Genomic DNA, 26,341 nt, shown 5'->3' with positions numbered 1-26,341 from the left:
CCGCTTGAGTGCGAAGCACTCACCGCCAGGGGCCGCTTCGCAGCCCGGCGGGAGCAAGCTCCCTCGCCACAGTCATTGAGCGTGCGGGCTCAAGCGTCCAGCTCGGCCCAGCGCTCGACCAGCGCATCCAGCTCGGCTTGCAGTTGCTCCAGGCGCGCAATCACCTTGGCGGTTTCGGCAGCAGGCCGCTGGTAGAACCCGGCGTCGGCCATTTCGGTTTCTACCGCTGCGATCTGCTGCTCCTTCGCGTCGATCTCACCCGGCAAGGCTTCCAGTTCACGCTGCAGCTTGTAGCTGAGCTTTTTCTTCGCTGGGGTCGGGGCCGCGGCGGCGACCGGAGCAGGCTCGGCCTTGACCACCGCCGAATTCAGGTCGGCCTTGCCGGACTTGCTCTCGGTGACCCCCAGCAGACGCGGCGAGCCGCCCTGGCGCAGCCAGTCCTGATAACCACCGACGTATTCGCGAACCAGGCCTTCGCCTTCGAACACCAGCGTGCTGGTGACCACGTTATCGAGGAATGCCCGGTCGTGACTGACCATCAGCACGGTGCCGTTGAACGTCAACAACACCTCTTCCAGCAATTCCAGGGTTTCCACGTCCAGGTCGTTGGTCGGTTCGTCGAGCACCAGCAGGTTCGCCGGTTTGCTGAACAACTTGGCCAGCAACAGGCGGGCACGCTCACCGCCGGACAGCGCCTTGACCGGCGTGCGTGCACGCTGGGGGCTGAACAGGAAATCGCCGAGGTAGCTCAACACGTGACGGCTCTGGCCATCGATATCGATGAAATCGCGGCCTTCGGCCACGTTGTCGATCACGGTCTTTTCCAGGTCCAGTTGATGGCGCAACTGGTCGAAGTAGGCGACGTCGATCTTCGTGCCCTCTTCCACCTTGCCGTTGGTCGGCACCAGACCGCCAAGCATCAGCTTGAGCAAGGTGGTCTTGCCGGTACCGTTGGCGCCCAGCAGACCGATGCGATCACCACGCTGCAGGACCATGGAGAAGTCCTTGACCAGGAACGGACCGCCCGGATGGGCGAAACTGACGTTCTCCAGCACCATGACCTGCTTGCCGGACTTGTCGGCCGTTTCCAGCTGGATGTTGGCCTTGCCGGTGCGTTCACGACGCTCGCTGCGCTCAACGCGCAAGGCCTTGAGGGCCCTTACACGGCCTTCGTTACGAGTGCGACGGGCCTTGATGCCCTGGCGGATCCAGACCTCTTCCTGGGCCAGGCGCTTGTCGAACAGGGCGTTGGCGGTTTCTTCTGCCGCCAGTACCGCTTCCTTGTGCACCAGGAAGCTGGCGTAGTCGCCGTTCCAGTCGATCAAGCCGCCGCGGTCCAGTTCAAGGATGCGGGTTGCCAGGTTTTGCAGGAAGGAACGGTCGTGGGTGATGAACAGCACCGCCCCCTGGAAGTCCTTCAAGGCTTCTTCAAGCCAGGCGATAGCGCCGATGTCCAGGTGGTTGGTCGGTTCGTCGAGCAGCAGCAGGTCCGGCTCGGACACCAGGGCCTGGGCCAGCAGGACGCGACGACGCCAGCCGCCGGACAGCTCGGCGAGGGTCTTGTCGGCAGGCAGTTGCAAGCGACTCAGGGTGCTGTCGACCAATTGCTGCAACCGCCAGCCATCACGGGCTTCGAGGTCGTGCTGCACATGCATCAACTTGTCCAGGTCAGCGTCGGTGACGATGTTCTGGCTCAGGTGGTGATACTCGGCCAGCAGCGCGCCGACACCGTCCAGGCCTTCGGCGACCACGTCGAATACGGTCCGCTCGTCGGCCACCGGCAGTTCCTGGGGCAATTCGCCGATTTTCAGGCCTGGCGCGCGCCAGACCGAGCCGTCATCGGGCTTCTGATCGCCCTTGACCAGCTTCATCATGCTGGACTTGCCAGTGCCGTTGCGGCCGATGATGCACACCCGCTCACCACGGGCGATCTGCCAGGACACCTTGTCCAACAACGGCATAGCGCCGAAAGCAAGGGACACATCGCTGAATTTGAGCAGGGTCATGAGCTTCTCCAAAAACCGGGCGCGCATTCTACCTGAGATGAGGCCTCAGGGGTCCGCCAATTTCGCCACCGAAGCACTCTGCATAACAAATGTTGCGAACTTGCACCGGCGGCCCTGCAAAGCTTTCGCCGGCTGCTGGCAAAAGGCTAAGCTACAGACAGTTACCCTGGGTTACCCCTTGGGCTTGTCATGTTTTCTATGCCCGGACGTCTCATGCGCAGTCGCCTTTTCAGTGTTTTATCGTGTCTTTTTGTATGTGCCACTGCCGTTCAATCCGCGCAGGCGGTGGATATCTCCACTCAACGCCAATATTACGACGAGGCCAAGCGCGCCTTGGCCAAGGGTGATTCCGGCCCTTACTTTCGCTACAGCCAGGCCCTGCGCGATTATCCGCTGGAACCCTACCTGGCCTACGACGAATTGACCGCTCGCCTCAAGAGCGCCAGCAACGCCGAAATCGAGAAGTTCCTCGCCGAACACGGTGATCTGCCCCAGGCCAACTGGATGAAGTTGCGCTGGCTGCGTTGGCTGACCGAGCGCGGTGACTGGGAGACCTTCGTCAAGTATTACGACCCCAAGCTCAATTTCACCGAACTGGACTGCCTTAACGCCCAGTACCAGCTCAGCCATGGCTTGAAGGCCGAAGGCTATGCCAATACCGAAAAGCTGTGGCTCTCCGGCAAATCCCAACCCCAGGCGTGCGATGCCTTGTTCGGCCTATGGGCCTCCCAGGGCCAGTTGACCGAACAGAAACGCTGGGAACGCACAAAACTGGCGGCCCAGGCCCGCAATTACCCGCTGGCCAACAGCCTGGTCAGCGGTCTGACCACCCTCGCCCCCCGCGGCAAGCTGCTGGTGGACGTGGCGCAAAAACCCGAACTGCTCAACCAGCCCTCGCGCTTCACCCCGGCCGATGAACCGATGTCCGACATCGTCAGCCTCGGCTTGCGCCGTCTGGCCCGTCAGGATCCGGAAAAAGCCATGACGCTGCTGGATGGCTACGCCAGCACCATGCACTTTTCCCGGGATGAAAAAGTCGCGATTGCCCGGGAAATCGGCCTGACCCTGGCCAAGCGCTTCGACAGCCGCGCGCTCGACGTCATGACCAAATACGACCCGGAACTGCGCGATGACACTGTTTCGGAATGGCGCTTGCGCCTGCTGCTGCGCCTGGCCCGCTGGGACGATGCCTACCAACTGACCCGTCGCCTGCCCGAGACACTGGCCAGCACCAATCGCTGGCGCTACTGGCAGGCCCGTACGCTTGAGTTGGCACAGCCGCAGAACCCCGAGGCGCTGGCGCTCTACAAGCACCTGGCCCGTGAACGAGATTTCTATGGCTTCCTGGCCGCCGACCGCTCCCAGTCACCGTACTCGCTCGTCAACAAGCCGTTGGTGATGAGCCAGGCGCTGATCAACAAAGTGCGCAACACCCCTGGCGTGCGTCGGGCGCTGGAATTTCATGCCCGTGGGGACATCGTCGACGGACGCCGCGAGTGGTATCACGTCAGCCGGCATTTCAACCGGGACGAAATGGTCGCCCAGGCGAAACTGGCCTATGACCTGAAGTGGTATTTCCCGGCCATTCGCACCATCAGCCAGGCCAAGTACTGGGACGACCTGGACATCCGCTTCCCGATGGCCCATCGCGACACCCTGGTGCGCGAAGCCAAGGTCCGCGGATTGCATCCAAGCTGGGCGTTCGCCATTACCCGCCAGGAAAGTGCGTTCATGGACGATGCTCGCTCCAGCGTCGGTGCCGCCGGCCTGATGCAACTGATGCCCGGCACTGCCAAGGAAACCGCACGCAAGTTCAGCATTCCCCTGGCCTCACCGCAGCAAGTGCTGAATCCGGACAAGAACATCCAGCTCGGCGCGGCCTACCTGAGCCAGGTCCACAGCCAGTTCAACGGCAACCGTGTCCTGGCCTCGGCAGCCTACAACGCCGGCCCCGGTCGCGTGCGCCAGTGGCTACGCGGCGCCGACCACTTGAGCTTCGACGTCTGGGTCGAAAGCATTCCTTTCGACGAAACCCGCCAATACGTGCAGAACGTGTTGTCGTACTCGGTGATCTACGGCCAGAAACTCAACTCGCCGCAACCGCTGGTGGACTGGCATGAGCGGTATTTCGATGATCAGTGAAGGTTAGCGGCAAGCGTTGAGCTTCAAGCGGCAAGCTGTTCCTCAAAAGCAAAAAAAAGCCCGTATCGAAAGATACGGGCTTTTTTTGATCGGTTGTCTGGACCTTGCGGGAGCAGTTCTCAGTCAGCTGTCGACTCCAGCCCCACATTGAACTGCAACGCTGCCAGCCGCGCGTACAGCGCATTGCTGGCGACCAGCTCCTGGTGAGTGCCCACGGCAACCACCTTGCCCTGATCCATCACCGCGATCCGGTCAGCGTTTTTCACCGTGGCCAAGCGGTGGGCGATGACCAGGGTCGTGCGGTTTTTCATCAGGTTGGGCAGGGCTTGCTGGATCAGGTGTTCGCTTTGCGCATCGAGGGCACTGGTGGCTTCGTCCAGCAGCAGGATCGGCGCGTCCACCAGCAATGCCCGGGCGATGGCCAGGCGTTGGCGCTGGCCGCCGGACAGCCCCAGGCCACCGTCGCCCAGGTGGGTCTGGTAGCCGCCGGGCATTTTTTCGATGAAGTCGTGGGCGTGGGCAATCTGCGCGGCCTCACGCACCTGCTCGGACGTTGCCCCAGGGTTGCCGTAGCGAATATTCTCTTCGACCGTGCCGAAAAACAGCGCCGGGTTCTGTGAGACCAGGGCGAAGTGGCGGCGCAGGTCCAGCGGATCGAGTCGAGTCAACGGCACGTCGTCGATCAGGATCTGCCCTTGCACCGGATCGTAGAAGCGCAGCAGCAGGTCATACACCGTTGACTTGCCCGCACCGGAAGGCCCGACCAGGGCCAGGGTCTCGCCGGCCTTGATGGTCAGGTCGAGACCGTCGACCGCATAACTGTCCGGCCGGGAGGGGTAGGAAAAACGCACGCCTTCGAGGCGCAGATCGCCCCGAACGCGCTCCGGCAACGTGACAAGGCCTGAAGCCGGTGGCTGGATGATGTTCTGCGAACGCAGTAACTCGGCAATGCGCTCGGCAGCACCCGCCGCCCGTTGCAGCTCGCCGATCACCTCGCTCAGCGTGCCGAAGGCACTGCCGACGATCAGGCTATAGAACACAAATGCCGCCAGCTCACCGCCGGAAATCCGCCCGGCGATCACATCCATGCCGCCGACCCAGAGCATCACCCCCACCGCGCCCAGCACCAGCACGATCACCAGGGTAATCAGCCAGGCCCGTTGGGCGATGCGCTTGCGGGCGGTGTCGAAAGCCTGCTCCACCGTCACGGAGAATCGTTGTTCGTCCTGGACCTGGTGGTTGTAAGCCTGCACGGTCTTGATCTGGCCAAGGGTTTCGGAGACGTAGCTGCCGACGTCGGCAATGCGGTCCTGGCTCTGGCGCGACAAACTGCGCACCCGACGACCAAAGACCAGGATCGGCGCCAATACCAGCGGCAGGGCGATCACCACGATACTGGTCAACTTGGGATTGGTGATGAACAGCAGCACGATGCCGCCCACCACCATCAAGACGTTACGCAAAAACAACGACAGCGACGAACCGATCACCGATTGCAGCAAGGTCGTATCGGCGGTCAGCCGCGACTGGATTTCCGAACTACGGTTGTTTTCATAGAAACCGGGGTGCAAGTACACCAGATGGTTGAAGACCTGCCGCCGGATATCGGCCACCACCCGCTCGCCGATCCAGGACACCAGGTAAAAACGTGCAAACGTACCGATCGCCAGCCCCACCACCAGCACCATGAACAGGCCGATGGATTGATTGAGCAGGTGCGGTGAGCGGGTCATGAAGCCCTGGTCCACCAGCAAGCGGATGCCTTGGCCCATGGACAAGGTAATACCGGCAGTGACAATCAAGGCCAGCAAAGCGCCGGCGACCTGTTTACGGTAAGGGGCGATGAAGCCGCTGGCCAGGCGTATGGCACGGCGATGTCGGGAAGAAAGCATCAAGGGCATCCGATAATGCAGCAGGAAAAAGGCCGGCCAGCGACGCCAAAGCGTAGCGGAGCCAAGTTGAATCAGAATGAGTCAGGTTAAATATGACCACAACGACTAGAGGCTAGATGTTATCGGTCTAAAGTCTGGCTGGAAACGCAACTGTGTTTCTGATTGAGTGGAGGTGTCGCCATGAACCTACAAGGAGTGTCATGGCTCGGTCACCTGGCGACATTAAAGTAGGCACACAACCTGATGAGGAGACAGGCCATGTCCTTGCAACACAGCAGCGACGACAAGATTCAAGTAATCCGCACGCAACCGGACCAGTCTCTGGGCTGCTCGTTCATCGATGCCCAAGGGCGCGAAGTACCGATCACCGAAGACATGATCCAAAAAGCCTGCAGCGAGCTGGAAAAACGACTGGTCAAGCCTGCCGAACAAAAGTGATACAGCCCGTCTTCAATTGGACCCGACCTTGATGTCGGGTTTTTTATGCCTGTTGATTTTGCAGGAACCTGTGGCGAGGGAGCTTGCTCCCGCTCGGCTGCGCAGCAGTCGTCGCTCTTTGGATTGGGGTTGCTTCGCAACCCAGCGGGAGCAAGCTCCCTCGCCACAAGAGCATTTCCCCTTAAAAGGCGGTGGCACCCAGCGCCGTCACGATCTGTTGCAAGGCCGCCGACTGCCCTTCGATACGCACCTTCAGGCTGTCGATTTCCCGCCGCGGCGGGTAGTGCTTGCGCAGGGCATCGAATGCACTGCGTTGCTCGCTGACCGTTCCAACCAAGCTGCGGCGAAAGTTCGCGTCGTCGCCACGGGGGTCATACACGCTCCGGCATAACACCGCCAAGGCCCAGGCCGGGTCGGTTGCGGCATCCAGGGTGATGCCACCCAGCCAAGGCCGAGGCAACAGGTCGCCGAGGCTGACTTCAACCGGCCGCTCCAGGAAAGCGCACAAGGCCTGGTAGATCTGCGCCGTGCCGCGCTGGCGGCCATCGAGGCTGTAACCGGCAATGTGCGGGGTCGCGATCACGCACAAATCGGCCAGGTCCACATCCACGGTGGGTTCCTGCTCCCAGACATCCAACACCGCTTGCAGATCCTCACGTTCCAGCAACACTTCGCGCAGCGCGGCGTTGTCGATCACCGGGCCGCGGGCCGCGTTGATCAGCCAGGTCCCGGGCTTGAGCTGGTTCAGACGCGCCTCGTCGAACAGGTGCCAGGTCGGTTGCTCACCGTCGCGGGTCAACGGTGTGTGCAGGCTGATCACATCGCACTGCTCGATGATCTGCTCCAGGCTCATATAGTCGCCCCCCTCGGCGGCCTGACGCGGCGGATCGCAGACCTTCACGGCCCAGCCCAACCCCTTGAGCACCTCGATCAACCGCCCGCCCACCTGGCCTGCGCCGACCACACCGAAGGTTCGTTGCTCAAGTTGCGCACCTTCGATTTCTGCCAGGGTCATCAGGCTGCCCAGCACATAGTCCACCACGCCACGGGCATTGCAGCCCGGCGCGCTGGCCCAGCGAATACCGGCCTCGGCGAAATAATCCAGGTCCAAGTGGTCGGTGCCGATGGTGCAGGTGCCGACGAAGCGCACCTTGCTGCCTTCCAGCAGAGCCCGATTGATCTGGCTGACCGAACGAACCAGCAGCACGTCGGCTTGCTCGACCATCGTCCGGTCGATCCCCCGGCCAGGTACCCGGCGGATTTCGCCGAATCCTTGGAAAAATGCATCAAGCAGGGGGATGTTTTCGTCGGCGACGATCAGCATGGCAAAGCTCCTTTGGCGGGGTAGGCAGTGTAGGCGTTCCAGTAACTCCGTGCATTCCTTCAGTGAATGCTGTTGTGGCGAGGGAGCTTGCTCCCGCTGGGTTGCGCAGCAACCCCAATCCAAAGAGCGACGACTGCTACGCAGCCGAGCGGGAGCAAGCTCCCTCGCCACGGGTCACCCTGTTCCCGGTCCAAAGAGTACAGGCTGGATACAAGGGAGCGAGCAATTACAAATCCACAACACAGGTTTTTTCCTGACCACTGTGTCAAGGCGTAGAATTCGCCGCCTTGCGCTTAATCTTTTCGGACGCTTCGCCTGTGAACCCTGTAATCGATACCACCACCCCCTCCCGCCCGGCCCGCGTTCGCCTGGAACTCAGGACCTTGCTGGCCCTGGCCTTGCCGATCATGGTGGCGCAACTGGCAACCACCGCCATGGGCTTTGTCGATGCGGTGATGGCCGGTCGGGTTGGCCCGCGGGACCTGGCGGCCGTGGCCCTGGGCAATTCGATCTGGGTGCCGGTGTTCCTGTTGATGACCGGCACATTGCTGGCGACCACGCCGAAAGTTGCCCAACGCTTCGGTGCCGGTACGTTCGCCGAGATCGGCCCGCTGGTGCGCCAGGCGCTGTGGCTGGCATTGGTGGTGGGGTTGATTGCCTCACTGGCGCTGTTCAGCGCCGAACCGATCCTGCACATCATGAATGTCGACCCCGAATTGATTGGCCCATGCATGGAATACCTGCGCGGCATCGGCACGGGCCTGCCAGCCGTGGCGCTGTACCACGTACTGCGCTGCTTCAGCGACGGCCTGGGACGCACGCGCCCGGCGATGGTGCTGGGGCTGTGCGGGCTGGCGCTGAACATTCCACTCAATTACATCTTCATCTACGGCCACCTGGGCGTGCCGGCCATGGGTGGCGTCGGGTGCGGCTGGGCCACGGCCATCGTGATGTGGGTCATGGCCTTGGGCATGGCCGGTTGGGCCCGCTGGGCGCCGGCCTATCAATCGAGCCGGTTGTTCAGCCGTTTCGACTGGCCGCAGTGGGCGGTCATCAGGCGCCTGCTGGGCATCGGCCTGCCGATTGGCATCGCGGTGTTTGCCGAGTCGAGTATTTTCGCAGTGATTGCCCTGCTGATCGGCAGCCTCGGCGCCACGGTGGTGGCCGGGCACCAGATCGCACTGAACTTCAGCTCCCTGGTGTTCATGATTCCCTACTCCCTGGGCATGGCCGTGACGGTACGGGTCGGCCAGGCCCTGGGGCGCGCTCAGCCCCGTGAAGCGCGCTTCGCCGCGGGGGTGGGCATGGGCACGGCGCTGGCCTACGCCTGCCTGTCGGCGAGCCTGATGTTCGCATTGCGCGGCCCCATCGCCGCGATCTATACCGCCGACCCGGTGGTGATCGAGGTGGCGTCGATGCTGATCGTCTACGCGGCGCTGTTTCAGTTTTCCGATGCGATCCAGGTCACGGCGGCGGGCGCGTTGCGCGGCTATCAGGACACCCGGGTGACGATGATCCTGACGCTGTTCGCCTATTGGGGTATCGGCCTGCCAGTGGGTTACGCCCTGGGCCTGACCGACTGGCTCGGCGCAGCCAGCGGCCCGAGCGGGCTGTGGCAGGGTTTGATCGTGGGCTTGAGCTGCGCGGCGCTGATGCTGTCGATCCGTCTGGCCCGCAGCGCGCGCAAGCAGATCCGCATCAGCCGCTCGACGGGTTAAGCAAGCTTCTTGCGGATCCAGTAGAGGTAGGTACCCGCCTCTTCATGCTGGGCCACCAGTTCGTGGTCCAGGAACACGCAAAACTTGGGGATGTCGCGACGGGTCGATGGGTCGGTGGCGATGACTTTCAGCAGGCCACCGGGGGCCAGGTCGCGGATGTGCTGGTGCAGCATCATCACCGGTTCCGGGCAATTGAGGCCCGTGGCATCCAGCGTGCCGTCGACCGGCGTGTCGTTCATTTCACTCATGTTCTACTCCTGAAACTGGCCGGCATTGTCGCGCAATGTCGGCGCCCTTAACAGACCTGCATCCACCCCTGTGGCGAGGGAGCTTGCTCCCGCTCGGCTGCGCAGCAGTCGTCGCTCTTTGGATCGGGGTTGCTTCGCAACCCCGCGGAAGCAAGCTCCCTCGCCACAAAAGCTGTTCAAGACAGCATCAACGGGACTTCGGTTTCTTCGTATCCAACCGCCGCAAATGGCAGGTCACTTCCTCACGGTCGTGGTACAGCTGCTTGCAACCGATCTCGACCTTGATGCCCCGCGCCTTGAAACCGTCGGCGATGCGTTCAAGCAGGCGCTTGACCTCGGCGTATCGTTGCTTCATTGGCAGCTTGAGATTGACCACCGCCTCGCGACAATGGCCCTCGCCGATCCATTCTTCCAGCATCGCCGCGTTACGCGCTGGCTTCTCGACGATGTCACAGACCATCCAGTCCACCGGCTGCTTGGGTTTGAACGTGAAGCCGTCTGCCATCAAATGCTGCACCAGGCCGGTGTCCATCAGGCTTTCAGCCATCGGTCCGTTGTCGATGGCCGTCACCAGCATCCCACGGTTGACCAGTTGCCAGGTCCAGCCACCCGGTGCCGCGCCGAGGTCCACGCCGGTCATGTCACTGTGCAGGCGCTCGTCCCACTGGTCCCGGGGAATGAAATGGTGCCAAGCCTCTTCAAGCTTGAGGGTGGAACGGCTCGGCGCTTCCCGGGGAAACTTCAGGCGGGGAATGCCCATGGGCCACATGGCCGAGTTATCGGATTCGGCCAAGCCCAGGAACACTTCGCGGCCACTCTTGAATGTCAGCAGCAGGCGCGGCTTGCGCGGATCGTCCACCAGCTTGCCGGAGCCAATCAGCGCCTTGCGCAAGGGGCCTTCGAATTTCTTGCAGAAGTTCGACAGTTCCTTGCCGTCGTTGGTATCCACCACTTCCAGCCACAGGCTGCCGCAGATCGGGAAAGCAGCCAGGTGGGCCAGGATGACACTGATGCGGTCGGTCTCCGGCAAATCGATGAAAGTACCCCGCGCCCACTGGCGCGGAAAAATCAGTTCGGCGAAACGCAGACCACCCATCAGCCGCTCGGCACCGTCGTCTTCAGTGCAGACAAATTCAGCGCAGGCACTGGCCGGTTTGGCCTTGGCGTAGCCGGCAACGTTGAGTCGGGCCGCGTGTTCGGCGATCTCGGAACAGACCTCGCCTTCGAAGCCCGGCCGGCAGTGCATGAAAAGCGTGTTCATTGAAACTCCGTAGCAAAGCCTGTCACGAAAACCGCCGCATGATAGCGGAGTTCGGAACCGCGAACCTGCCCATAGAGTCCAGTGATTAGTCATACGCTCAAAACAGGGCTAGGTTAAAGGCTCTGTCCGTTCCGTCAGTCCGTAGCCGTGCGGACTCAAAGGAGTGATTGCAATGCCGTCCCTCGATAGCCTGAAAACCCTTAAAACGCTGCAAGTCGACGCCAGGACCTACCACTATTTCAGCCTGCCGGAGGCCGCCCGAAGCCTCGGTGACCTGGACAAGCTGCCCATGTCGCTGAAAGTGCTGCTGGAAAACCTGCTGCGTTGGGAAGATGAAAAAACCGTCACCGGCACCGACCTCAAGGCCTTGGCCGGTTGGCTGAAAGAGCGCCGATCCGACCGAGAGATCCAATACCGCCCGGCACGGGTGTTGATGCAGGACTTCACCGGCGTCCCCGCCGTGGTCGACCTGGCCGCCATGCGCGCCGCCGTGGAGAAGGCCGGTGGTGATCCCCAGCGGATCAACCCGCTGTCGCCGGTGGACCTGGTGATCGACCACTCGGTGATGGTGGACAAGTTTGCCAGCAGCCAGGCGTTCGAGCAGAACGTCGACATCGAAATGCAACGCAACGGCGAACGCTACGCCTTCCTGCGTTGGGGCCAGAGCGCTTTCGACAACTTCAGCGTGGTGCCGCCGGGCACTGGCATCTGCCATCAGGTCAACCTCGAATACCTGGGCCGCACCGTGTGGACCAAAGAGGAAGACGGTCGCACCTACGCGTTCCCGGACACCCTGGTAGGCACCGACTCCCACACCACCATGATTAATGGCCTTGGCGTGCTGGGCTGGGGCGTCGGCGGGATCGAGGCGGAAGCCGCCATGCTCGGCCAACCGGTGTCGATGCTGATCCCCGAGGTCATCGGCTTCAAACTCATCGGCAAGCTACGCGAAGGCATCACCGCCACCGACCTGGTGCTGACCGTCACGCAGATGCTGCGCAAGAAAGGCGTGGTGGGCAAGTTCGTCGAGTTCTATGGCGACGGCCTGGCCGACCTGCCCCTGGCCGACCGCGCCACCATCGCCAACATGGCGCCGGAATACGGCGCCACCTGCGGTTTCTTCCCGGTGGATGAGGTGACCCTGGACTACTTGCGCCTGTCGGGACGTCCAGCGGAGACGGTGAAATTGGTGGAGGCCTATTGCAAGGCCCAGGGCCTGTGGCGCTTGCCCGGCCAGGAACCGGTGTTCACCGACACCCTGGAGCTGGACATGGGCAGCGTCGAGGCCAGTCTCGCCGGACCGAAACGCCCGCAGGACCGGGTTTCGCTGCCGAATGTCGGCCAGGCTTTCAGCGACTTCCTGGGGTTGCAGGTCAAACCCACCAGTAAAGAAGAAGGTCGCCTGGAAAGTGAAGGGGGCGGTGGCGTCGCGGTGGGCAATGCCGACCAGGTGGGCGAAGCCGAATACGAATTCGAAGGCCACACCCATCGCCTGAAAAACGGCGCGGTGGTGATTGCCGCCATTACTTCGTGCACCAACACCTCCAACCCCAGCGTGATGATGGCCGCCGGGTTGCTGGCGAAAAAAGCCGTGGAGAAAGGCCTGACCCGCAAGCCTTGGGTCAAGAGTTCCCTGGCCCCGGGTTCCAAGGTGGTCACCGACTACTACAAGGCGGCCGGCCTGACCGAATACCTGGATAAACTCGGTTTCGACTTGGTGGGCTATGGTTGCACCACCTGCATCGGCAACTCCGGACCGTTGCCGGAGCCCATCGAAAAAGCCATCCAGAAAGCCGACCTGACGGTGGCTTCGGTGTTGTCGGGCAACCGCAACTTCGAAGGCCGGGTGCACCCACTGGTGAAGACCAACTGGCTGGCTTCGCCACCGCTGGTGGTCGCCTATGCCCTGGCCGGCACCGTGCGCATCGACATCAGCAGCGAGCCGCTGGGCAACGACCGGGACGGCAAGCCGGTGTACCTGCGGGATGTCTGGCCCAGCAGCCAGGAAGTGGCCACCGCCGTCGCCCAGGTCAACACCAGCATGTTCCACAAGGAATACGCCGCCGTATTTGCCGGTGACGAGCAATGGCAAGCCATCGAAGTGCCGCAGGCGGCGACTTACGTCTGGCAGGACGACTCGACCTACATCCAGCATCCGCCGTTCTTCGACGCCATCGACGGGCCGCCACCGGCCGTCAAGAACGTCGAAGGCGCCCAGATCCTGGCCCTGCTGGGAGACTCGGTCACCACCGACCACATCTCCCCGGCCGGCAACATCAAGGCGGACAGCCCGGCCGGTCGCTACCTGCGCGAACAAGGCGTGGAACCGCGAGACTTCAACTCCTACGGTTCCAGGCGTGGCAACCACCAGGTGATGATGCGCGGCACCTTCGCCAATATCCGCATTCGCAACGAAATGCTCGACGGCGAAGAAGGCGGCAACACGATCTACATTCCCAGTGGCGAAAAAATGCCGATCTACGACGCCGCCATGCTGTATCAGGCTGCGGGAACGCCGCTGGTGGTGATCGCCGGCCAGGAATATGGCACCGGATCGAGCCGGGACTGGGCAGCCAAGGGCACGAACCTGCTAGGGGTCAAGGCGGTGATCGCCGAAAGCTTCGAGCGTATCCATCGTTCCAACCTCGTGGGCATGGGCGTGCTGCCATTGCAGTTCAAGCTCGACCAGAACCGCAAGAGCCTGAACCTCACGGGCAAGGAAACCCTGGACATCCTCGGGCTCAATGACGTCGAACTGACGCCGCGCATGAACCTACCCTTGGTCATTACCCGCGAGGACGGCAGCCGGGAGCGAATCGAAGTGTTGTGCCGGATCGATACCTTGAATGAAGTGGAATATTTCAAGGCCGGCGGGATCCTTCATTATGTGTTGCGACAATTGATTGCAGCTTGAAAAGACCGCCTCCTGTGGGAGCCGAGCTTGCGCGCGATGCCGGTGGGTCAGCCTGGCATCTGTGCTGAATGCTCCGTCGTCATCGCGAGCAGGCTCGCTCCCACAGTAGATCCTGGCTGTTCATAGACTCAGCGTTCGACCCCGCCCCCCTGAGGGAGCGAGCTTGCTCGCGATAGCGATGGATCAGCCAGCATCGTGTTGACTGACCTGCCCCTATTTAACAGGCGCTGTTTTTGTATCGGCCCGCCTATAATCCCGCCGGCACTCACGGAACAGAGTCCGCCAACGGCTTGCCCCTCCTGCGCATGAACCTGCATGGACACCAATGTGCCCTTTGCGCGATACGGTGGCGTCGAAGCCCCAACGGCCGCTCTCGCCCCGAGCTCTTCCGCTAAAAGGATGTTGTATGCCCGCTTTACCCTGGCTTCACCTGGCCCTCCTCTCCACAGGCTACGGTCTGGCACTGGTCTACGGCCATTTGACCTGGACGGCTGTCATCTCGGTCGCGCTATTGCTGTTTGCCGGGTATGCGGTTCGCCAACAGCAAACGCCGGTAGGCCAGTTTCTCGGGCACGCCCTGTTCCTGATCATGGCCCTGGCATTGGCCCTGCACTGGATGCCCGGCTTCTTCAACGGGCGGGCGATCCCGGCGCAACGCTTGACCGACGACGCCGCGCCATTTGCCATGTACCTGAACCAGGACAAGCCCCTGATCGGATTCTGGCTACTGCTGGCCTGCCCCTGGATCGTCGGCCGGCGGTCATTTCGCCTGTCGGTCTATGCCACGGCCCTGGGGCTGGCGCTGAGCGCGGTGCTGGCCCTCGGCGGGGCGATGCTGCTGGGCATGATCCACTGGGCACCAAAATGGCCGGAGCACGCCTGGTTGTGGGTGCTCAATAATCTTTTATTGGTGACGCTTGTGGAGGAAGCGCTATTTCGTGGCTACATTCAAGGAGGCTTGAGCCGACGCTTCAAACACCTGGGTTACGGCGACAACCTGGCGCTGCTCCTGACCTCGCTGCTGTTCGGCCTGGTACACGCTGGCGCAGGTTGGCAATGGGTGCTGTTGTCGGGCCTGGCGGGGGTCGGCTACGGCCTGGCGTATCGTTTTGGCGGCCTGGGCGCGGCGATTGCTACGCATTTTCTCCTCAATCTGCTTCATTTCGCCCTATTTACCTACCCGATGCTGGCGTGATAGCGACAGGCAAAAATAACTTCAATTAAAACCTGACACCGCCGACAACCTTTCATAGCCTTTCAAAGCCTTGCGGATCAACACACATGCGTAACAACCAACCCGTCACACAACGCGAAAGGACCTTCCCGGCCCAGCAACGATTGATTTCGACCACCGATGCCAAGGGCGTGATCACCTACTGCAACGACGCGTTCGTTGACATCAGCGGGTATTCGAAGGAAGAACTGATTCGTTCACCGCACAATCTCGTGCGCCATCCCGACGTTCCATCCGCAGTGTTTGCACACATGTGGGGGACGCTGAAACAAGGCTTGCCATGGATGGGCATCGTCAAGAACCGCAGCAAGAACGGCGACCATTACTGGGTCAATGCCTATGTCACACCCGTGTTCGAGGGCAATCAGGTGGTCGGCTACGAATCGGTGCGGGTCAAGCCCTCCGCCGAACAGATCGCTCGGGCCGAAGCGCTTTATCAACGCATCAACCAAGGCAAGTCCGCGGTTCCGGGCAGCGACAAATGGGTACCCATACTGCAGGACTGGCTACCGTTTATCCTGGTCAGCCAGTTGAGTTTCGTCGTCGGCGCGTTCCTGGATTCCTCCTGGGGTTTTGCCCTGGCGGCCGTGCTGTCGGTGCCCTTGGGGCTGATGGGCCTGCAATGGCAGCAACGCGGAATCAAGCGCCTGCTGCGCCTGGCCGAGCAAACCACGTCCGACCCGCTGATCGCCCGGATGTACACCGACAGCCGCGGCGTCCAGGCACGCCTGGAGATGTCGATCCTCAGCCAGGAAGCACGCCTGAAAACCTGCCTGACCCGCCTGCAGGACACCGCCGAACACCTTAACGACCAGGCTCGCCAATCCAACACCCTGGCTCATAACAGTTCCAGCGGCCTGGAGCGCCAGCGGGTGGAAACCGAACAGGTCGCCACGGCCGTCAACCAGATGGCGGCAACCACCCAGGAAGTCGCCAGCCACGTGCAGCGCACCGCCGATGCCACCCAGGAAGCCAACCGCCTGACCAGCCGCGGCCGCGACATCGCCGGCGAAACCCGCGAAGCCATCGAGCGCCTGTCGGTGGTGGTCGGCGAAACCGGGCAGACCGTGACCCAACTGGCCAAGGACAGCGACGAGATCGGCGGCGTGGTGGACGTGATCAAAGGCATCGCCGACCAGACCAACCTGCTGGCTCTCAACGCCGCCATCGAAGCGGCCCGTGCCGGGGAGATGGGCCGTGGCTTTGCCGTGGTGGCTGACGAAGTGCGGCAACTGGCACAACGCACCAGCGAATCCACCGGGCAGATCCACGCCCTGATCGCCAAGCTCCAGCAGACCGCCACCAACGCCGTGCAGACCATGGACGCTGGCCATCGCCAGGCCGAAGAAGGCGTGGCACGAGTCATGGAAGCGGACGAGGCTCTGGTGGGGATCAGCGAAGCGGTGGCCCACATCACCGACATGACCACCCAGATCGCCGCCGCCACCGAGGAGCAAAGCTCAGTGGCCGAGGAGATCAGCCGCAACATCAGCAATATCTCGGAACTGGCCGACCAGACCTCTGGCCAGGCTCACAGCTCGGCGCTGCTCAGCGAAGAACTGACCCGCACGGCCAATACGCAGTATTCGTTGGTGGAGCGGTTTAACCGCTGACAGATGCCTGCCTCACAAAAAACCCGGACAGCCTAGGCTTCCGGGTTTTTTTGTCGACTGGAAGGCCGCTCACGCGTGCCTGCTCGCGATGAGGTTTTGTCGCGACCTGTCAACTCTGACAGTAGACCGCAATCGCCACATCGTTAAAGTGCAAATGCAACAAGGGAGAACGTTTCATAAAAACGATTAGCAATGAGGTTCTTTCACATGAAAGTTCATGACTTCTACTTTCCCAAAGACGAGCACCAGCGGCTCAACGGATCCTTTTCTTGGTACCTCGGCCCTACGCTCGTTCATGCAAGATCTACGTCTTTCTTACTGCGTCTCTCTCCGCCCCCGAGAGAGCACACCTGGTTCCTTACCGGCACTGCCGACTACCCAAGTACTGGTGATTATTTCTATTTCCAAATTGGGGTTGATTATGTCAGCGAGGAAGTGATGGACGCGAGTTACACATTAGAAGGCGGCTTCTCCTTCCGTCACATGCATTCGATTCCTGGTCAGCCCGGCTGGTATCAATCGGTCCGCGCTGACAGCGCAGAATTGACTATCAGGCTCGATCCTGTGGGTGGAACCGCGAAGGGCAATTTCACCGCTCATTTCAACACCGATGGGTACGACATGCACCCGACGGGGACATTCGACTTAATCCGGGATGACATGAAAAATTAGTTACGGTCTGAATGATCCATCGCGAGCAAGCGCAATTCCAGGAAGTAAAAACTGCAGCAGGTCAGTTCGCGATGGGACGGTGACAGTCAGGCAAAAGGTTACTCAAGGAATTTTGTCACCCCGAGCGCCGCCGCCTCCATATGCTGCTCATGACTAAACCCCGAAGCCTTCAGCGGCTTCAGGTCATGATCCCCCGCCACCAACCACATCACCTCGATGCCCGGTGACAATTCATACCCCTGCACCGCCTCCCGGTTACCCAACGCATCGCGCTCGCCCTGTACGATCAAGGTGGGGGTCTTCAACGCCGCCAGGTGTTCGACCCGCGGTTTCTCCGGCTTGCCCACCGCATAGAAGGGATAGCCCAGGCACACCAGCGCGTCGACGTCCAACTCATCGGCTACCAGGCTCGCCATGCGCCCGCCCATGGACTTGCCGCCAATGGCCAACCGCCCAGCGACATAAGGCCGCACCGTGGCGTACACCTGTCGCCAGCATTCCAGCAGCTTCGGTGCCGGATTGGGTGGGCGCTTGCCCCCATCCAAACGTCGTTGGGCCATGTAGGGGAACTCGAAGCGCAGCACGTTGACCCCATGCGCGGCAAGGCCCGCAGCCATTTCCTCCATGAATCCGCTGTCCATCGGTGCACCGGCGCCGTGGGCCAGGATCAGGGTCGGCGCCTCGGCACTGGCACCCGGCCACGCGGCCGTCCATAGCCAACCGTGTTCGGCCACACACCGCACCCATTGATCCCCGTCAATACTGGCCTTGTGCTGTTTGTCCATGCTGATCTCGCTTTTAGTCTGCCTATAACTCCAGGCGAAGAACGCCGCACTGCCTTGCGCAGGCGCTCACTTCGGCTGAACCGTGGATGGGGAACCATGAACACTTCTATCAGTACCGCCTACAACTACAAGGTGGTCCGCCAATTCGCCATTATGACGGTGGTGTGGGGCATCGTCGGCATGGGGCTCGGGGTTTTTCTCGCCGCCCAATTGGTCTGGCCACAGCTCAACTTCGATTTGCCCTGGACCAGCTTCGGCCGCCTGCGCCCGCTGCACACCAACGCGGTGATCTTCGCCTTCGGTGGCTGTGCGTTGTTCGCCAGTTCGTTCTATTCGGTGCAGCGCACCTGCCAGACTCAGCTGTTTGCGCCGAAAATCGCCGCGTTCTGCTTCTGGGGCTGGCAACTGGTGATCCTGCTGGCGGCCATCAGCCTGCCACTGGGCTACACCAGTTCCAAGGAGTACGCCGAACTGGAATGGCCGATCGACATTCTGATCACCATCGTCTGGGTTGCCTACGCGATTGTGTTCTTCGGCACCGTGGCCAAGCGCAACACCAAGCACATCTACGTTGGTAACTGGTTCTTCGGCGGGTTCATCCTGACCGTGGCGATCCTGCACATCGTCAACAACCTGGAACTGCCGGTGAGCCTCACCAAGTCCTACTCGGTCTACGCCGGGGCCACGGACGCGATGGTGCAATGGTGGTACGGCCACAACGCCGTGGGCTTCTTCCTCACCGCAGGCTTCCTGGGGATGATGTACTACTTCGTGCCGAAGCAGGCCGAGCGCCCGGTGTATTCCTATCGCTTGTCCATCGTGCACTTCTGGGCCCTGATCACCCTGTACATCTGGGCCGGCCCTCACCACCTGCACTACACCGCGCTGCCGGACTGGGCACAGTCCCTGGGCATGGTGATGTCGCTGATTCTGCTGGCGCCAAGCTGGGGCGGCATGATCAACGGCATGATGACCCTGTCGGGGGCCTGGCATAAGCTGCGCAGCGACCCGATCCTGCGGTTCCTGGTGGTGTCCCTGGCGTTCTACGGCATGTCGACCTTCGAAGGTCCGATGATGGCGATCAAGACCGTCAACGCCCTCTCCCACTACACCGACTGGACCATCGGCCACGTCCATGCCGGCGCACTCGGCTGGGTGGCAATGATTTCCATCGGCGCGCTGTACCACATGATCCCGAAAGTCTTCGGCCGGCCACAGATGCACAGCATCGGCCTGATCAACGCGCACTTCTGGCTCGCGACCATCGGCACCGTGCTCTACATCGCCTCGATGTGGGTCAACGGCATCGCCCAGGGCCTGATGTGGCGTGCGGTGAACGAGGACGGCACGCTCACCTACTCCTTCGTCGAAACCCTGGTGGCCAGTCACCCAGGCTTCGTCGTGCGGCTGGCGGGCGGGTCGATCTTCCTCCTCGGCATGCTGCTGATGGCCTACAACACCTGGCGCACCGTGCGGGCCTACCAGCCTGCCGAAGCCGCCGCTGCCGCGCAGATGGCCTGAGGAGTCCACCATGAAACACGAAACAATCGAAAAAAACGTCGGCCTGCTGATGCTGCTGATGGTCCTGGCCGTGAGCATTGGCGGCCTGACCCAGATCGTGCCGCTGTTCTTCCAGGACGTGACCAATAAACCGGTGGACGGCATGAAGCCCTACACCGCCCTGCAACTGGAAGGCCGTGACATCTACATTCGTGAAGGCTGCGTCGGCTGCCACTCGCAGATGATCCGTCCGTTCCGCGCCGAGACCGAGCGCTACGGCCACTACTCGGTGGCCGGTGAAAGCGTCTGGGACCACCCATTCCTGTGGGGCTCCAAGCGTACCGGGCCGGACCTGGCCCGGGTTGGCGCGCGCTACTCCGATGATTGGCACCGCGCCCACTTGTACAACCCGCGCAACGTCGTGCCCGAGTCGAAAATGCCGGCCTACCCGTGGCTGGTGACCCAAGCGGTAGACAGCAGCCACACCGAAGGCAAGCTGCGCGCCATGCGTACCCTGGGTGTGCCGTACACCGATGACGACATCACCGCCAGCGTGGCCTCGCTCAAGGGCAAGACCGAAATGGACGCCCTGGTGGCCTACCTGCAAGTGCTCGGCACTGCCATCAAGAGCAAGAGGTGAGCCATGGTTCTTGAAATGAGTACTGGAATGATCCGCGGCCTGGGCACGGTCGTGGTGTTCATCGCCTTCATCGGCCTGACCCTGTGGGTATTCAGCAACAAACGTCGTCCAGAGTTCGCCGAAGCGCGCCTGCTGCCGTTCGCCGACGAGCCAGCTGCCGACATCGTCCCCCCCCAAGACCCTGCAACAAGGAGTACCCGGCCATGACCACCTTCTGGAGTACGTGGATCTGCGTACTGACCATCGGCAGCCTCATCGGCCTGACGTGGTTGCTGATCGGCACGCGCAAGGGCGAAACCAAGGGCAGCGTCGACCAGACCATGGGCCACAGCTTCGACGGCATCGAGGAGTACGACAACCCGCTGCCGCAGTGGTGGTTCCTGTTGTTCGCCGGCACCCTGGTGTTTTCCGTCGGCTACCTGGTCCTCTATCCCGGCCTGGGCAACTGGAAAGGCATCCTGCCAGGCTACGAGAACGGCTGGACCGGCGCCCATGAATGGGAAAAGGAGATGGCCAAGGCCGATGCCAAGTTCGGACCGATCTTCGCCAAATTCGCCGCCATGCCCGTGGAGGAAGTGGCCAAGGACCCACAGGCCTTGAAGATGGGTGGCCGCCTGTTCGCCTCCAACTGCTCGGTCTGCCACGGCTCGGACGCCAAGGGTGCCTTTGGCTTCCCAAACCTGGCCGACAGCAACTGGCGTTGGGGCGGTGCTGCCGACACCATCAAGACCACCATCATGGGCGGTCGCATGGCGGCGATGCCCGCCTGGGGCGAAGTACTGGGGGACGCCGGGGTCAAGAACGTGGCCGCGTATGTACGCCACGACCTGGCCGGCCTGCCGTTGCCGGCAGACAGCGGTGCCGATCTGCAGGCCGGACAGCAGGCCTTCAACACCACCTGCGTCGCCTGCCACGGCGCCAACGGCCAAGGGACCGAAGCCATGGGCGCGCCGAACCTGACGCAACCGGCCGGTTTCATCTATGGCACCAGCCTGGCCCAGTTGCAGCAGACCATCCGTCACGGGCGCCAGGGTCATATGCCAGCGCAGAATGAGTTGCTGGGCAATGACAAGGTGCAACTGCTCGCGGCTTACGTTTACAGTCTTTCAAAGACTGATGAGCAGTTGAGCGGCAAGCCGCAAGCTGCAAGCCTCAAGTAAAAGCAAAAGCAAAAGCTGCAAGCGACGCGCACTCGCTTGCAGCTTGAAGCTCGCAGCTCGCAGCTCGCAGCTGCTTCTTTTTGTCGCACCCCTCCCATAGTCTTTCTTTCGGTTCCCCGGAATCGGGTCTAAGCTTGCCTTTGCGTGCACTGGCGACTGCCGGTTTCAGGTCGACCCGACCCGATGCGTTCGACAATCGTTCGTCAAAAAGGCCGCAAAGGCAGGTGAATACCGGCTGTTGCGACAGTTGCCTGGCATCCCCCGAACGCTGTGTTTGAACACACCCCGTTACAACCGACCCGACCCCCTCGCCTCTTTCCTTCGTTGCGACATTTTGCCGAGGGCCAATTTTGTCCCTACACGGAACATGGAAAGGCCGCAGAATCAGCTTTGGAAAGCATTGACCCAGGTCATGGCGCGTTGCAATGACCCCCCGCTTTCTCCATACTTGCGACCGATTTTTATCCTAATAAAACACCCAAACCGTGGAACCTTAGAATGAGCACAGCAATCAGTCCGACTGCTTATAACTATAAGGTAGTCCGCCAGTTCGCCATCATGACGGTGGTCTGGGGGATCCTTGGCATGGGGCTCGGTGTCTTCATCGCCTCGCAACTGGTCTGGCCGGAGTTGAACTTCGATCTGCCATGGACGACATTTGGACGCCTGCGCCCGCTGCACACCAACCTGGTGATCTTCGCCTTCGGTGGTTGTGCATTGTTTGCCACTTCTTACTACGTCGTGCAGCGAACCTGCCAAACGCGACTGATCTCCGACAGCCTCGCCGCCTTCACCTTCTGGGGCTGGCAAGCGGTCATCGTCGGTGCGATCGTGACCTTGCCACTGGGTTACACCACCACCAAGGAATACGCTGAGCTGGAATGGCCCCTGGCTATCCTGCTGGCCATCGTCTGGGTGACCTACGGTCTGGTGTTCTTCGGCACCATCGTCAAGCGCAAGACCAAGCACATCTACGTCGGTAACTGGTTCTACGGTGCCTTCATCGTCGTGACAGCCATGCTGCACATCGTCAACCACGCTTCCCTGCCGGTCAGCTTCTTCAAGTCGTACTCGGCCTACTCGGGCGCGACCGATGCGATGATCCAGTGGTGGTACGGCCACAACGCCGTGGGTTTCTTCCTGACCACCGGCTTCCTGGGGATGATGTACTACTTCGTGCCGAAACAGGCCGAGCGTCCGATCTATTCCTATCGCCTGTCCATCGTGCACTTCTGGGCGCTGATCACCCTGTACATCTGGGCCGGTCCGCACCACCTGCACTACACCGCACTGCCGGATTGGGCGCAGTCCCTGGGCATGGCAATGTCGATCATCCTGCTGGCGCCAAGCTGGGGCGGCATGATCAACGGCATGATGACCCTGTCGGGCGCCTGGCATAAGCTGCGCACCGACCCGATCCTGCGCTTCCTGGTGGTGTCGTTGGCGTTCTACGGCATGTCGACCTTCGAAGGCCCGATGATGGCCATCAAGACCGTCAACTCCCTGAGCCACTACACCGACTGGACCATCGGCCACGTGCACGCTGGTGCGCTCGGCTGGGTGGCGATGATTTCCATCGGCGCCATCTACCACATGATCCCGAAATTGTTCGGTCGTGCGCAGATGCACAGCACCGGCCTGATCAACGCGCACTTCTGGCTCGCGACCATCGGTACCGTGCTCTACATCGCCTCGATGTGGGTCAACGGCATCACCCAAGGCCTGATGTGGCGTGCAATCAACGACGACGGCACCCTGACCTACTCGTTCGTCGAAGCGCTGCAGGCCAGCCACCCTGGCTTCATCGTGCGTGCCCTGGGCGGCGCGTTCTTCGCCAGCGGCATGCTGCTCATGGCCTACAACGTGTACCGCACCGTTCGTGCCTCTGACCCGGCTGAAGCTGAAGCCGCCGCCAAGATCGCCGTAGTTGGAGCTCACTGATGAAGCACGAAGCAGTAGAGAAGAATATCGGCCTGCTGGCCTTCTTCATGGTCATTGCCGTGAGCATCGGCGGCCTGACCCAGATCGTCCCGCTGTTCTTCCAGGACGTGACCAACAAGCCGGTCGAAGGCATGAAGCCACGTACCGCCCTTGAACTGGAAGGCCGTGACATCTATATCGCCAACGGTTGTGTCGGCTGCCACTCGCAGATGATCCGTCCGTTCCGCGCCGAAACCGAACGCTATGGCCACTATTCGGTCGCCGGTGAAAGCGTCTGGGACCATCCGTTCCTGTGGGGTTCCAAGCGTACCGGTCCGGACCTGGCCCGCGTTGGCGGCCGCTACTCCGACGACTGGCAGCGTGCGCACTTGTATAACCCGCGCAACGTGGTGCCTGAGTCGAAAATGCCAGCCTACCCGTTCCTCGTAGAAAACAAGCTCGACGGCAAAGACACCGCCAAGAAAATGGAAGTCCTGCGCACCCTGGGCGTGCCTTACACCGACGAAGACATCGCCGGTGCCAAGGATGCCGTCAAGGGCAAGACTGAAATGGACGCGCTGGTGGCCTATCTGCAAGGCCTGGGCACCATCATCAAAAGCAAACGGTGATTCTTTATGGATATCGGGATGATTCGCGGCCTGGGCACCGTCGTCGTGATGGTGGCCTTCATCGGTCTGGCCCTGTGGGTGTTCAGCCCCAAGCGCAAGTCGGAGTTTGACGACGCGACCTTGCTGCCGTTCGCGGATGATCCCGAAGCCATCAAGCACGTCGAGCAAGCTTCTAGGAGTAACAAAGAATGACTACATTCTGGAGTCTGTACGTCACAGTCCTCAGCCTGGGAACGATCTTCTCCCTGACCTGGCTGCTGCTGTCGACCCGCAAGGGCCAGCGCGCCGAGCAGACGGACGAGACCGTCGGCCACTCGTTCGACGGGATCGAGGAGTACGACAACCCACTGCCGAAATGGTGGTTCATGCTGTTCGTGGGCACCATCGTGTTCGCCCTCGGCTACCTGGTGCTCTACCCTGGCCTGGGCAACTGGAAAGGCCTGCTGCCAGGCTACAACTACCTGGACACCGAAAAGCAGACCGCCTTCGCCAACGGCCAGACCGGCTGGACAGGCGTTCACGAATGGGAAAAGGAAATGGCGCGTTCGGACGCCAAGTTCGGTCCGATCTTCGCCAAGTTCGCCTCCATGCCGATCGAAGAAGTCGCCAAGGACCCGCAAGCCCTGAAGATGGGTGGCCGCCTGTTCGCCTCCAACTGCTCGGTCTGCCACGGTTCCGACGCCAAGGGCGCCTATGGCTTCCCTAACCTGACCGACGCCGACTGGCGCTGGGGCGGTGAGCCGGAAACCATCAAGACCACCATCATGGGCGGTCGTCACGCCGTGATGCCGGGCTGGGCTGCCGTGGTCGGCGAGCAAGGCGTGGCCGACGTGGCCGCTTACCTGGTGACCAGCCTGCACAGCCGCAAACTGCCGGAAGGCGCCAAGGCCGATCCAACCAATGGGCAGAAACTCTTTGCCGCCAACTGCGTGGCCTGCCACGGCCCTGCTGGCAAAGGCACGCCAGCCATGGGCGCACCTGACCTGACGCACCCGGCCGGTTTCATCTACGGTTCGAGCTTCGCTCAGTTGCAGCAGACCATCCGCTACGGTCGCCAGGGCCAGATGCCGGCCCAGGCCGACTTGCAAGGCAACGACAAGGTCCACTTGCTGGCCGCCTACGTCTACAGCCTGTCTCACGGCGAAAAAGCGCCTGCGGCTGACGCCCAGTAAAGCCTGCGCCTGATGAACCAAAGGCCCCGTCAACCCAGGTTGACGGGGCCTTTTTTTTTGCCGCCGCAACATGCCGAGCCGGTTTCATCTTGCCTGCAATCAACGCCAGTAGTAACGTGCCTACATTCAGTTCTCTTGAGGACACCGCCATGTCCATCACCACTATTTCCAGCCGCGAATTCAACCACGACACAAGTGGTGCCAAAAAAGCCACCCGCCAGGGGCCGGTCATCATCACCGACCGTGGCAAGCCGGCCCATGTGCTGCTAAGCATTGAGGAGTACCAGAAACTGACCGGCATCGGCACCAGCATTGTCGAGTTGCTGGTCATGCCCGACGCGCCGGATATTGATTTCGATACCGAACGTGCCGTCATCTCTCCTCGATCGGTGGACCTGTCCTGATGTACCTGCTCGACACTAACGTGATCTCGGAACTGCGTAAGCCTCAGGCCGATAAGAACGTACAGGCCTGGGCGCGCGGCGTACCCGCTCCCAGCCTTTACCTCTCGGCAATTACCGTATTGGAACTGGAAACCGGCGTGTTGCGCTTCGAACGCAAAGACCCGGCGCAAGGCAGCCGTCTGCGCGCATGGCTGGACAACCATGTCATGCCCGCTTTCGCCGGAAGAATCCTGGCGGTCGACCGCGCCGTTGCGCTGCGCTGCGCTCGCCTGCACGTTCCGGATCGCAGCAATGAATGCGATGCATTGATTGCCGCCACCGCGCTGGTTCATGGGCTGACCATAGTCACCCGCAATGTGACTGATTTCCGAGGCAGCGGCGTGGCGTTGCTTAATCCGTGGTCTAGCTGAGCCGTCCTTGCGACAGTCCCTCAATACCTTGCCAAGGAGATAGGCGCAATGGAAGGCATCACATCTACCCGCATGCCCCCCCGCCATGTCTGACGCGCTCTGGGCGGCCCGCCTGGGCGATGCACTCAACCACACCTCGATGATGGCCGACATCCTCGGCGGCGTGCTGGAGGTGGCGGCCAACATCGCGATCACCGCTCTGGCGACCGCCGCCGTGGTCGCGGCCACGGGCATCACCGTCGCCACCGGCGGCCTGGGC

At 61.7% G+C, this 26,341-nt stretch carries 23 protein-coding genes; 17 read left to right on the top strand and 6 right to left on the bottom strand.

Features of this window, described 5'->3' with window-relative positions:
- Window positions 1-89 precede the first annotated feature (89 nt).
- Window positions 90-2,006: an ATP-binding cassette domain-containing protein gene (locus V7773_RS08235; RefSeq protein ID WP_336072975.1), complete on the bottom strand. Its 1,917-nt coding sequence runs from the start codon at window positions 2,004-2,006 to the stop codon at window positions 90-92.
- Between the two features lie 213 nt (window positions 2,007-2,219).
- Between V7773_RS08235 and V7773_RS08230 the strand changes: the two genes are divergently transcribed.
- Entirely contained in the window at window positions 2,220-4,148 is a 1,929-nt protein-coding gene (locus tag V7773_RS08230; RefSeq protein ID WP_336072974.1) for a transglycosylase SLT domain-containing protein, read from the top strand.
- Between the two features lie 119 nt (window positions 4,149-4,267).
- Here V7773_RS08230 and V7773_RS08225 read toward each other — a convergent pair whose 3' ends face one another.
- On the bottom strand, window positions 4,268-6,049 hold the full coding sequence (locus V7773_RS08225) for an ABC transporter transmembrane domain-containing protein (RefSeq protein ID WP_336072973.1): 1,782 nt from the start codon (window positions 6,047-6,049) through the stop codon (window positions 4,268-4,270).
- Window positions 6,050-6,298: 249 nt separating this feature from the next.
- Here V7773_RS08225 and V7773_RS08220 point away from each other — a divergent pair, with 249 nt between their 5' ends.
- Window positions 6,299-6,478 (top strand): PA1571 family protein, encoded by a 180-nt coding sequence (locus V7773_RS08220; protein WP_003199629.1) that lies wholly within the window; start codon window positions 6,299-6,301, stop codon window positions 6,476-6,478.
- Between the two features lie 181 nt (window positions 6,479-6,659).
- Here the strand turns inward: V7773_RS08220 and pdxB are convergent, their stop codons facing one another.
- Window positions 6,660-7,802 (bottom strand): 4-phosphoerythronate dehydrogenase PdxB, encoded by a 1,143-nt coding sequence (gene pdxB / locus V7773_RS08215; protein ID WP_336072972.1) that lies wholly within the window; start codon window positions 7,800-7,802, stop codon window positions 6,660-6,662.
- Window positions 7,803-8,119: 317 nt separating this feature from the next.
- Here pdxB and V7773_RS08210 point away from each other — a divergent pair, with 317 nt between their 5' ends.
- Window positions 8,120-9,520 (top strand): MATE family efflux transporter, encoded by a 1,401-nt coding sequence (locus tag V7773_RS08210; protein WP_336072970.1) that lies wholly within the window; start codon window positions 8,120-8,122, stop codon window positions 9,518-9,520.
- Here V7773_RS08210 and tusA read toward each other — a convergent pair.
- Window positions 9,517-9,768: a sulfurtransferase TusA gene (tusA, locus tag V7773_RS08205; protein ID WP_063322194.1), complete on the bottom strand. Its 252-nt coding sequence runs from the start codon at window positions 9,766-9,768 to the stop codon at window positions 9,517-9,519. The genes V7773_RS08210 and tusA overlap by 4 nt on opposite strands.
- A gap of 187 nt (window positions 9,769-9,955) precedes the next feature.
- On the bottom strand, window positions 9,956-11,029 hold the full coding sequence (gene rlmM / locus V7773_RS08200; RefSeq protein ID WP_336072968.1) for a 23S rRNA (cytidine(2498)-2'-O)-methyltransferase RlmM: 1,074 nt from the start codon (window positions 11,027-11,029) through the stop codon (window positions 9,956-9,958).
- A gap of 172 nt (window positions 11,030-11,201) precedes the next feature.
- On the opposite strand from rlmM, the gene acnA reads away from it, so the two are divergent.
- The 4 genes from acnA to V7773_RS08180 all read left to right on the top strand — a co-directional run bounded on the left by acnA (window position 11,202) and on the right by V7773_RS08180 (window position 17,462).
- Window positions 11,202-13,943, top strand: a complete 2,742-nt coding sequence (gene acnA, locus V7773_RS08195) for an aconitate hydratase AcnA (RefSeq protein WP_336072967.1) — start codon at window positions 11,202-11,204, stop codon at window positions 13,941-13,943.
- A 406-nt stretch (window positions 13,944-14,349) separates the two neighbouring features.
- The gene (locus V7773_RS08190; protein ID WP_336072966.1) at window positions 14,350-15,138 is read left to right on the top strand and encodes a CPBP family intramembrane glutamic endopeptidase; all 789 of its coding nucleotides are present in this window, start codon (window positions 14,350-14,352) and stop codon (window positions 15,136-15,138) included.
- Window positions 15,139-15,224: 86 nt separating this feature from the next.
- Window positions 15,225-16,790 (top strand): methyl-accepting chemotaxis protein, encoded by a 1,566-nt coding sequence (locus tag V7773_RS08185; protein WP_092345893.1) that lies wholly within the window; start codon window positions 15,225-15,227, stop codon window positions 16,788-16,790.
- Window positions 16,791-16,997: 207 nt separating this feature from the next.
- Complete coding sequence (locus V7773_RS08180; RefSeq protein WP_336072965.1) at window positions 16,998-17,462, top strand: hypothetical protein; 465 nt, start codon at window positions 16,998-17,000, stop codon at window positions 17,460-17,462.
- Window positions 17,463-17,560: 98 nt separating this feature from the next.
- On the opposite strand, the gene V7773_RS08175 is transcribed toward V7773_RS08180, so the two are convergent.
- Window positions 17,561-18,247: an alpha/beta family hydrolase gene (locus tag V7773_RS08175; RefSeq protein ID WP_336072964.1), complete on the bottom strand. Its 687-nt coding sequence runs from the start codon at window positions 18,245-18,247 to the stop codon at window positions 17,561-17,563.
- A gap of 96 nt (window positions 18,248-18,343) precedes the next feature.
- Here V7773_RS08175 and ccoN (V7773_RS08170) point away from each other — a divergent pair, with 96 nt between their 5' ends.
- The 10 genes from ccoN (V7773_RS08170) (at window position 18,344) to V7773_RS08125 (ending at window position 26,082) form a co-directional block, all read left to right on the top strand.
- Window positions 18,344-19,768 carry a cytochrome-c oxidase, cbb3-type subunit I gene (ccoN, locus tag V7773_RS08170; protein WP_060738426.1) on the top strand — a complete coding sequence of 475 codons (1,425 nt, stop codon included), beginning with the start codon at window positions 18,344-18,346 and terminating at the stop codon, window positions 19,766-19,768.
- 10 nt (window positions 19,769-19,778) lie between these two features.
- Window positions 19,779-20,387, top strand: coding sequence for a cytochrome-c oxidase, cbb3-type subunit II (gene ccoO, locus V7773_RS08165; RefSeq protein ID WP_063322200.1), 609 nt, complete (start codon window positions 19,779-19,781; stop codon window positions 20,385-20,387).
- 3 nt (window positions 20,388-20,390) lie between these two features.
- Window positions 20,391-20,594 (top strand): cbb3-type cytochrome oxidase subunit 3, encoded by a 204-nt coding sequence (locus V7773_RS08160; RefSeq protein ID WP_063322201.1) that lies wholly within the window; start codon window positions 20,391-20,393, stop codon window positions 20,592-20,594.
- Complete coding sequence (ccoP, locus tag V7773_RS08155; RefSeq protein ID WP_336072961.1) at window positions 20,591-21,547, top strand: cytochrome-c oxidase, cbb3-type subunit III; 957 nt, start codon at window positions 20,591-20,593, stop codon at window positions 21,545-21,547. The genes V7773_RS08160 and ccoP (V7773_RS08155) overlap by 4 nt, the downstream gene beginning before the upstream one ends.
- 498 nt (window positions 21,548-22,045) lie before the next feature.
- Entirely contained in the window at window positions 22,046-23,488 is a 1,443-nt protein-coding gene (gene ccoN / locus V7773_RS08150) for a cytochrome-c oxidase, cbb3-type subunit I (RefSeq protein WP_063322203.1), read from the top strand.
- Window positions 23,488-24,096 carry a cytochrome-c oxidase, cbb3-type subunit II gene (gene ccoO, locus V7773_RS08145; RefSeq protein ID WP_018925301.1) on the top strand — a complete coding sequence of 203 codons (609 nt, stop codon included), beginning with the start codon at window positions 23,488-23,490 and terminating at the stop codon, window positions 24,094-24,096. Before ccoN (V7773_RS08150) ends, ccoO (V7773_RS08145) begins: the two co-directional genes overlap by 1 nt.
- Before the next feature lie 6 nt (window positions 24,097-24,102).
- Window positions 24,103-24,288 carry a CcoQ/FixQ family Cbb3-type cytochrome c oxidase assembly chaperone gene (locus V7773_RS08140; protein WP_003183474.1) on the top strand — a complete coding sequence of 62 codons (186 nt, stop codon included), beginning with the start codon at window positions 24,103-24,105 and terminating at the stop codon, window positions 24,286-24,288.
- On the top strand, window positions 24,285-25,268 hold the full coding sequence (ccoP, locus tag V7773_RS08135; protein WP_336072959.1) for a cytochrome-c oxidase, cbb3-type subunit III: 984 nt from the start codon (window positions 24,285-24,287) through the stop codon (window positions 25,266-25,268). The genes V7773_RS08140 and ccoP (V7773_RS08135) overlap by 4 nt, the downstream gene beginning before the upstream one ends.
- Before the next feature lie 149 nt (window positions 25,269-25,417).
- A complete protein-coding gene (locus tag V7773_RS08130; protein WP_336072958.1) occupies window positions 25,418-25,672 on the top strand; it encodes a type II toxin-antitoxin system Phd/YefM family antitoxin in 255 nt (84 codons plus the stop codon).
- Window positions 25,672-26,082, top strand: a complete 411-nt coding sequence (locus V7773_RS08125) for a type II toxin-antitoxin system VapC family toxin (RefSeq protein ID WP_336072957.1) — start codon at window positions 25,672-25,674, stop codon at window positions 26,080-26,082. The genes V7773_RS08130 and V7773_RS08125 overlap by 1 nt, the downstream gene beginning before the upstream one ends.
- Window positions 26,083-26,341 lie beyond the last annotated feature (259 nt).

The sequence above is a fragment of the Pseudomonas sp. 3JA genome (assembly GCF_036961705.1).
Taxonomy (GTDB): domain Bacteria; phylum Pseudomonadota; class Gammaproteobacteria; order Pseudomonadales; family Pseudomonadaceae; genus Aquipseudomonas; species Aquipseudomonas fluorescens_Q.
Note: the sequence above shows the minus strand (reverse complement) of the source record. Positions and strands in the feature narration are given on the sequence as shown.

Excerpts from the sequence above, each read along its gene's own strand:
- ccoN (WP_060738426.1), top strand. The coding sequence starts at position 18,344 with ATGAACACTTCTATCAGTACCGCCTACAACTACAAGGTGGTCCGCCAA.
- V7773_RS08130 (WP_336072958.1), top strand. The coding sequence starts at position 25,418 with ATGTCCATCACCACTATTTCCAGCCGCGAATTCAACCACGACACAAGT.
- ccoO (WP_018925301.1), top strand. The coding sequence starts at position 23,488 with ATGAAGCACGAAGCAGTAGAGAAGAATATCGGCCTGCTGGCCTTCTTC.
- tusA (WP_063322194.1), bottom strand. The coding sequence starts at position 9,768 with ATGAGTGAAATGAACGACACGCCGGTCGACGGCACGCTGGATGCCACG.
- rlmM (WP_336072968.1), bottom strand. The coding sequence starts at position 11,029 with ATGAACACGCTTTTCATGCACTGCCGGCCGGGCTTCGAAGGCGAGGTC.
- acnA (WP_336072967.1), top strand. The coding sequence starts at position 11,202 with ATGCCGTCCCTCGATAGCCTGAAAACCCTTAAAACGCTGCAAGTCGAC.
- ccoP (WP_336072959.1), top strand. The coding sequence starts at position 24,285 with ATGACTACATTCTGGAGTCTGTACGTCACAGTCCTCAGCCTGGGAACG.
- V7773_RS08230 (WP_336072974.1), top strand. The coding sequence starts at position 2,220 with ATGCGCAGTCGCCTTTTCAGTGTTTTATCGTGTCTTTTTGTATGTGCC.
- V7773_RS08235 (WP_336072975.1), bottom strand. The coding sequence starts at position 2,006 with ATGACCCTGCTCAAATTCAGCGATGTGTCCCTTGCTTTCGGCGCTATG.
- ccoO (WP_063322200.1), top strand. The coding sequence starts at position 19,779 with ATGAAACACGAAACAATCGAAAAAAACGTCGGCCTGCTGATGCTGCTG.
- pdxB (WP_336072972.1), bottom strand. The coding sequence starts at position 7,802 with ATGCTGATCGTCGCCGACGAAAACATCCCCCTGCTTGATGCATTTTTC.
- V7773_RS08160 (WP_063322201.1), top strand. The coding sequence starts at position 20,391 with ATGGTTCTTGAAATGAGTACTGGAATGATCCGCGGCCTGGGCACGGTC.
- V7773_RS08225 (WP_336072973.1), bottom strand. The coding sequence starts at position 6,049 with ATGCCCTTGATGCTTTCTTCCCGACATCGCCGTGCCATACGCCTGGCC.
- ccoP (WP_336072961.1), top strand. The coding sequence starts at position 20,591 with ATGACCACCTTCTGGAGTACGTGGATCTGCGTACTGACCATCGGCAGC.
- V7773_RS08140 (WP_003183474.1), top strand. The coding sequence starts at position 24,103 with ATGGATATCGGGATGATTCGCGGCCTGGGCACCGTCGTCGTGATGGTG.
- V7773_RS08220 (WP_003199629.1), top strand. The coding sequence starts at position 6,299 with ATGTCCTTGCAACACAGCAGCGACGACAAGATTCAAGTAATCCGCACG.
- ccoN (WP_063322203.1), top strand. The coding sequence starts at position 22,046 with ATGAGCACAGCAATCAGTCCGACTGCTTATAACTATAAGGTAGTCCGC.
- V7773_RS08175 (WP_336072964.1), bottom strand. The coding sequence starts at position 18,247 with ATGGACAAACAGCACAAGGCCAGTATTGACGGGGATCAATGGGTGCGG.
- V7773_RS08180 (WP_336072965.1), top strand. The coding sequence starts at position 16,998 with ATGAAAGTTCATGACTTCTACTTTCCCAAAGACGAGCACCAGCGGCTC.
- V7773_RS08190 (WP_336072966.1), top strand. The coding sequence starts at position 14,350 with ATGCCCGCTTTACCCTGGCTTCACCTGGCCCTCCTCTCCACAGGCTAC.
- V7773_RS08185 (WP_092345893.1), top strand. The coding sequence starts at position 15,225 with ATGCGTAACAACCAACCCGTCACACAACGCGAAAGGACCTTCCCGGCC.
- V7773_RS08125 (WP_336072957.1), top strand. The coding sequence starts at position 25,672 with ATGTACCTGCTCGACACTAACGTGATCTCGGAACTGCGTAAGCCTCAG.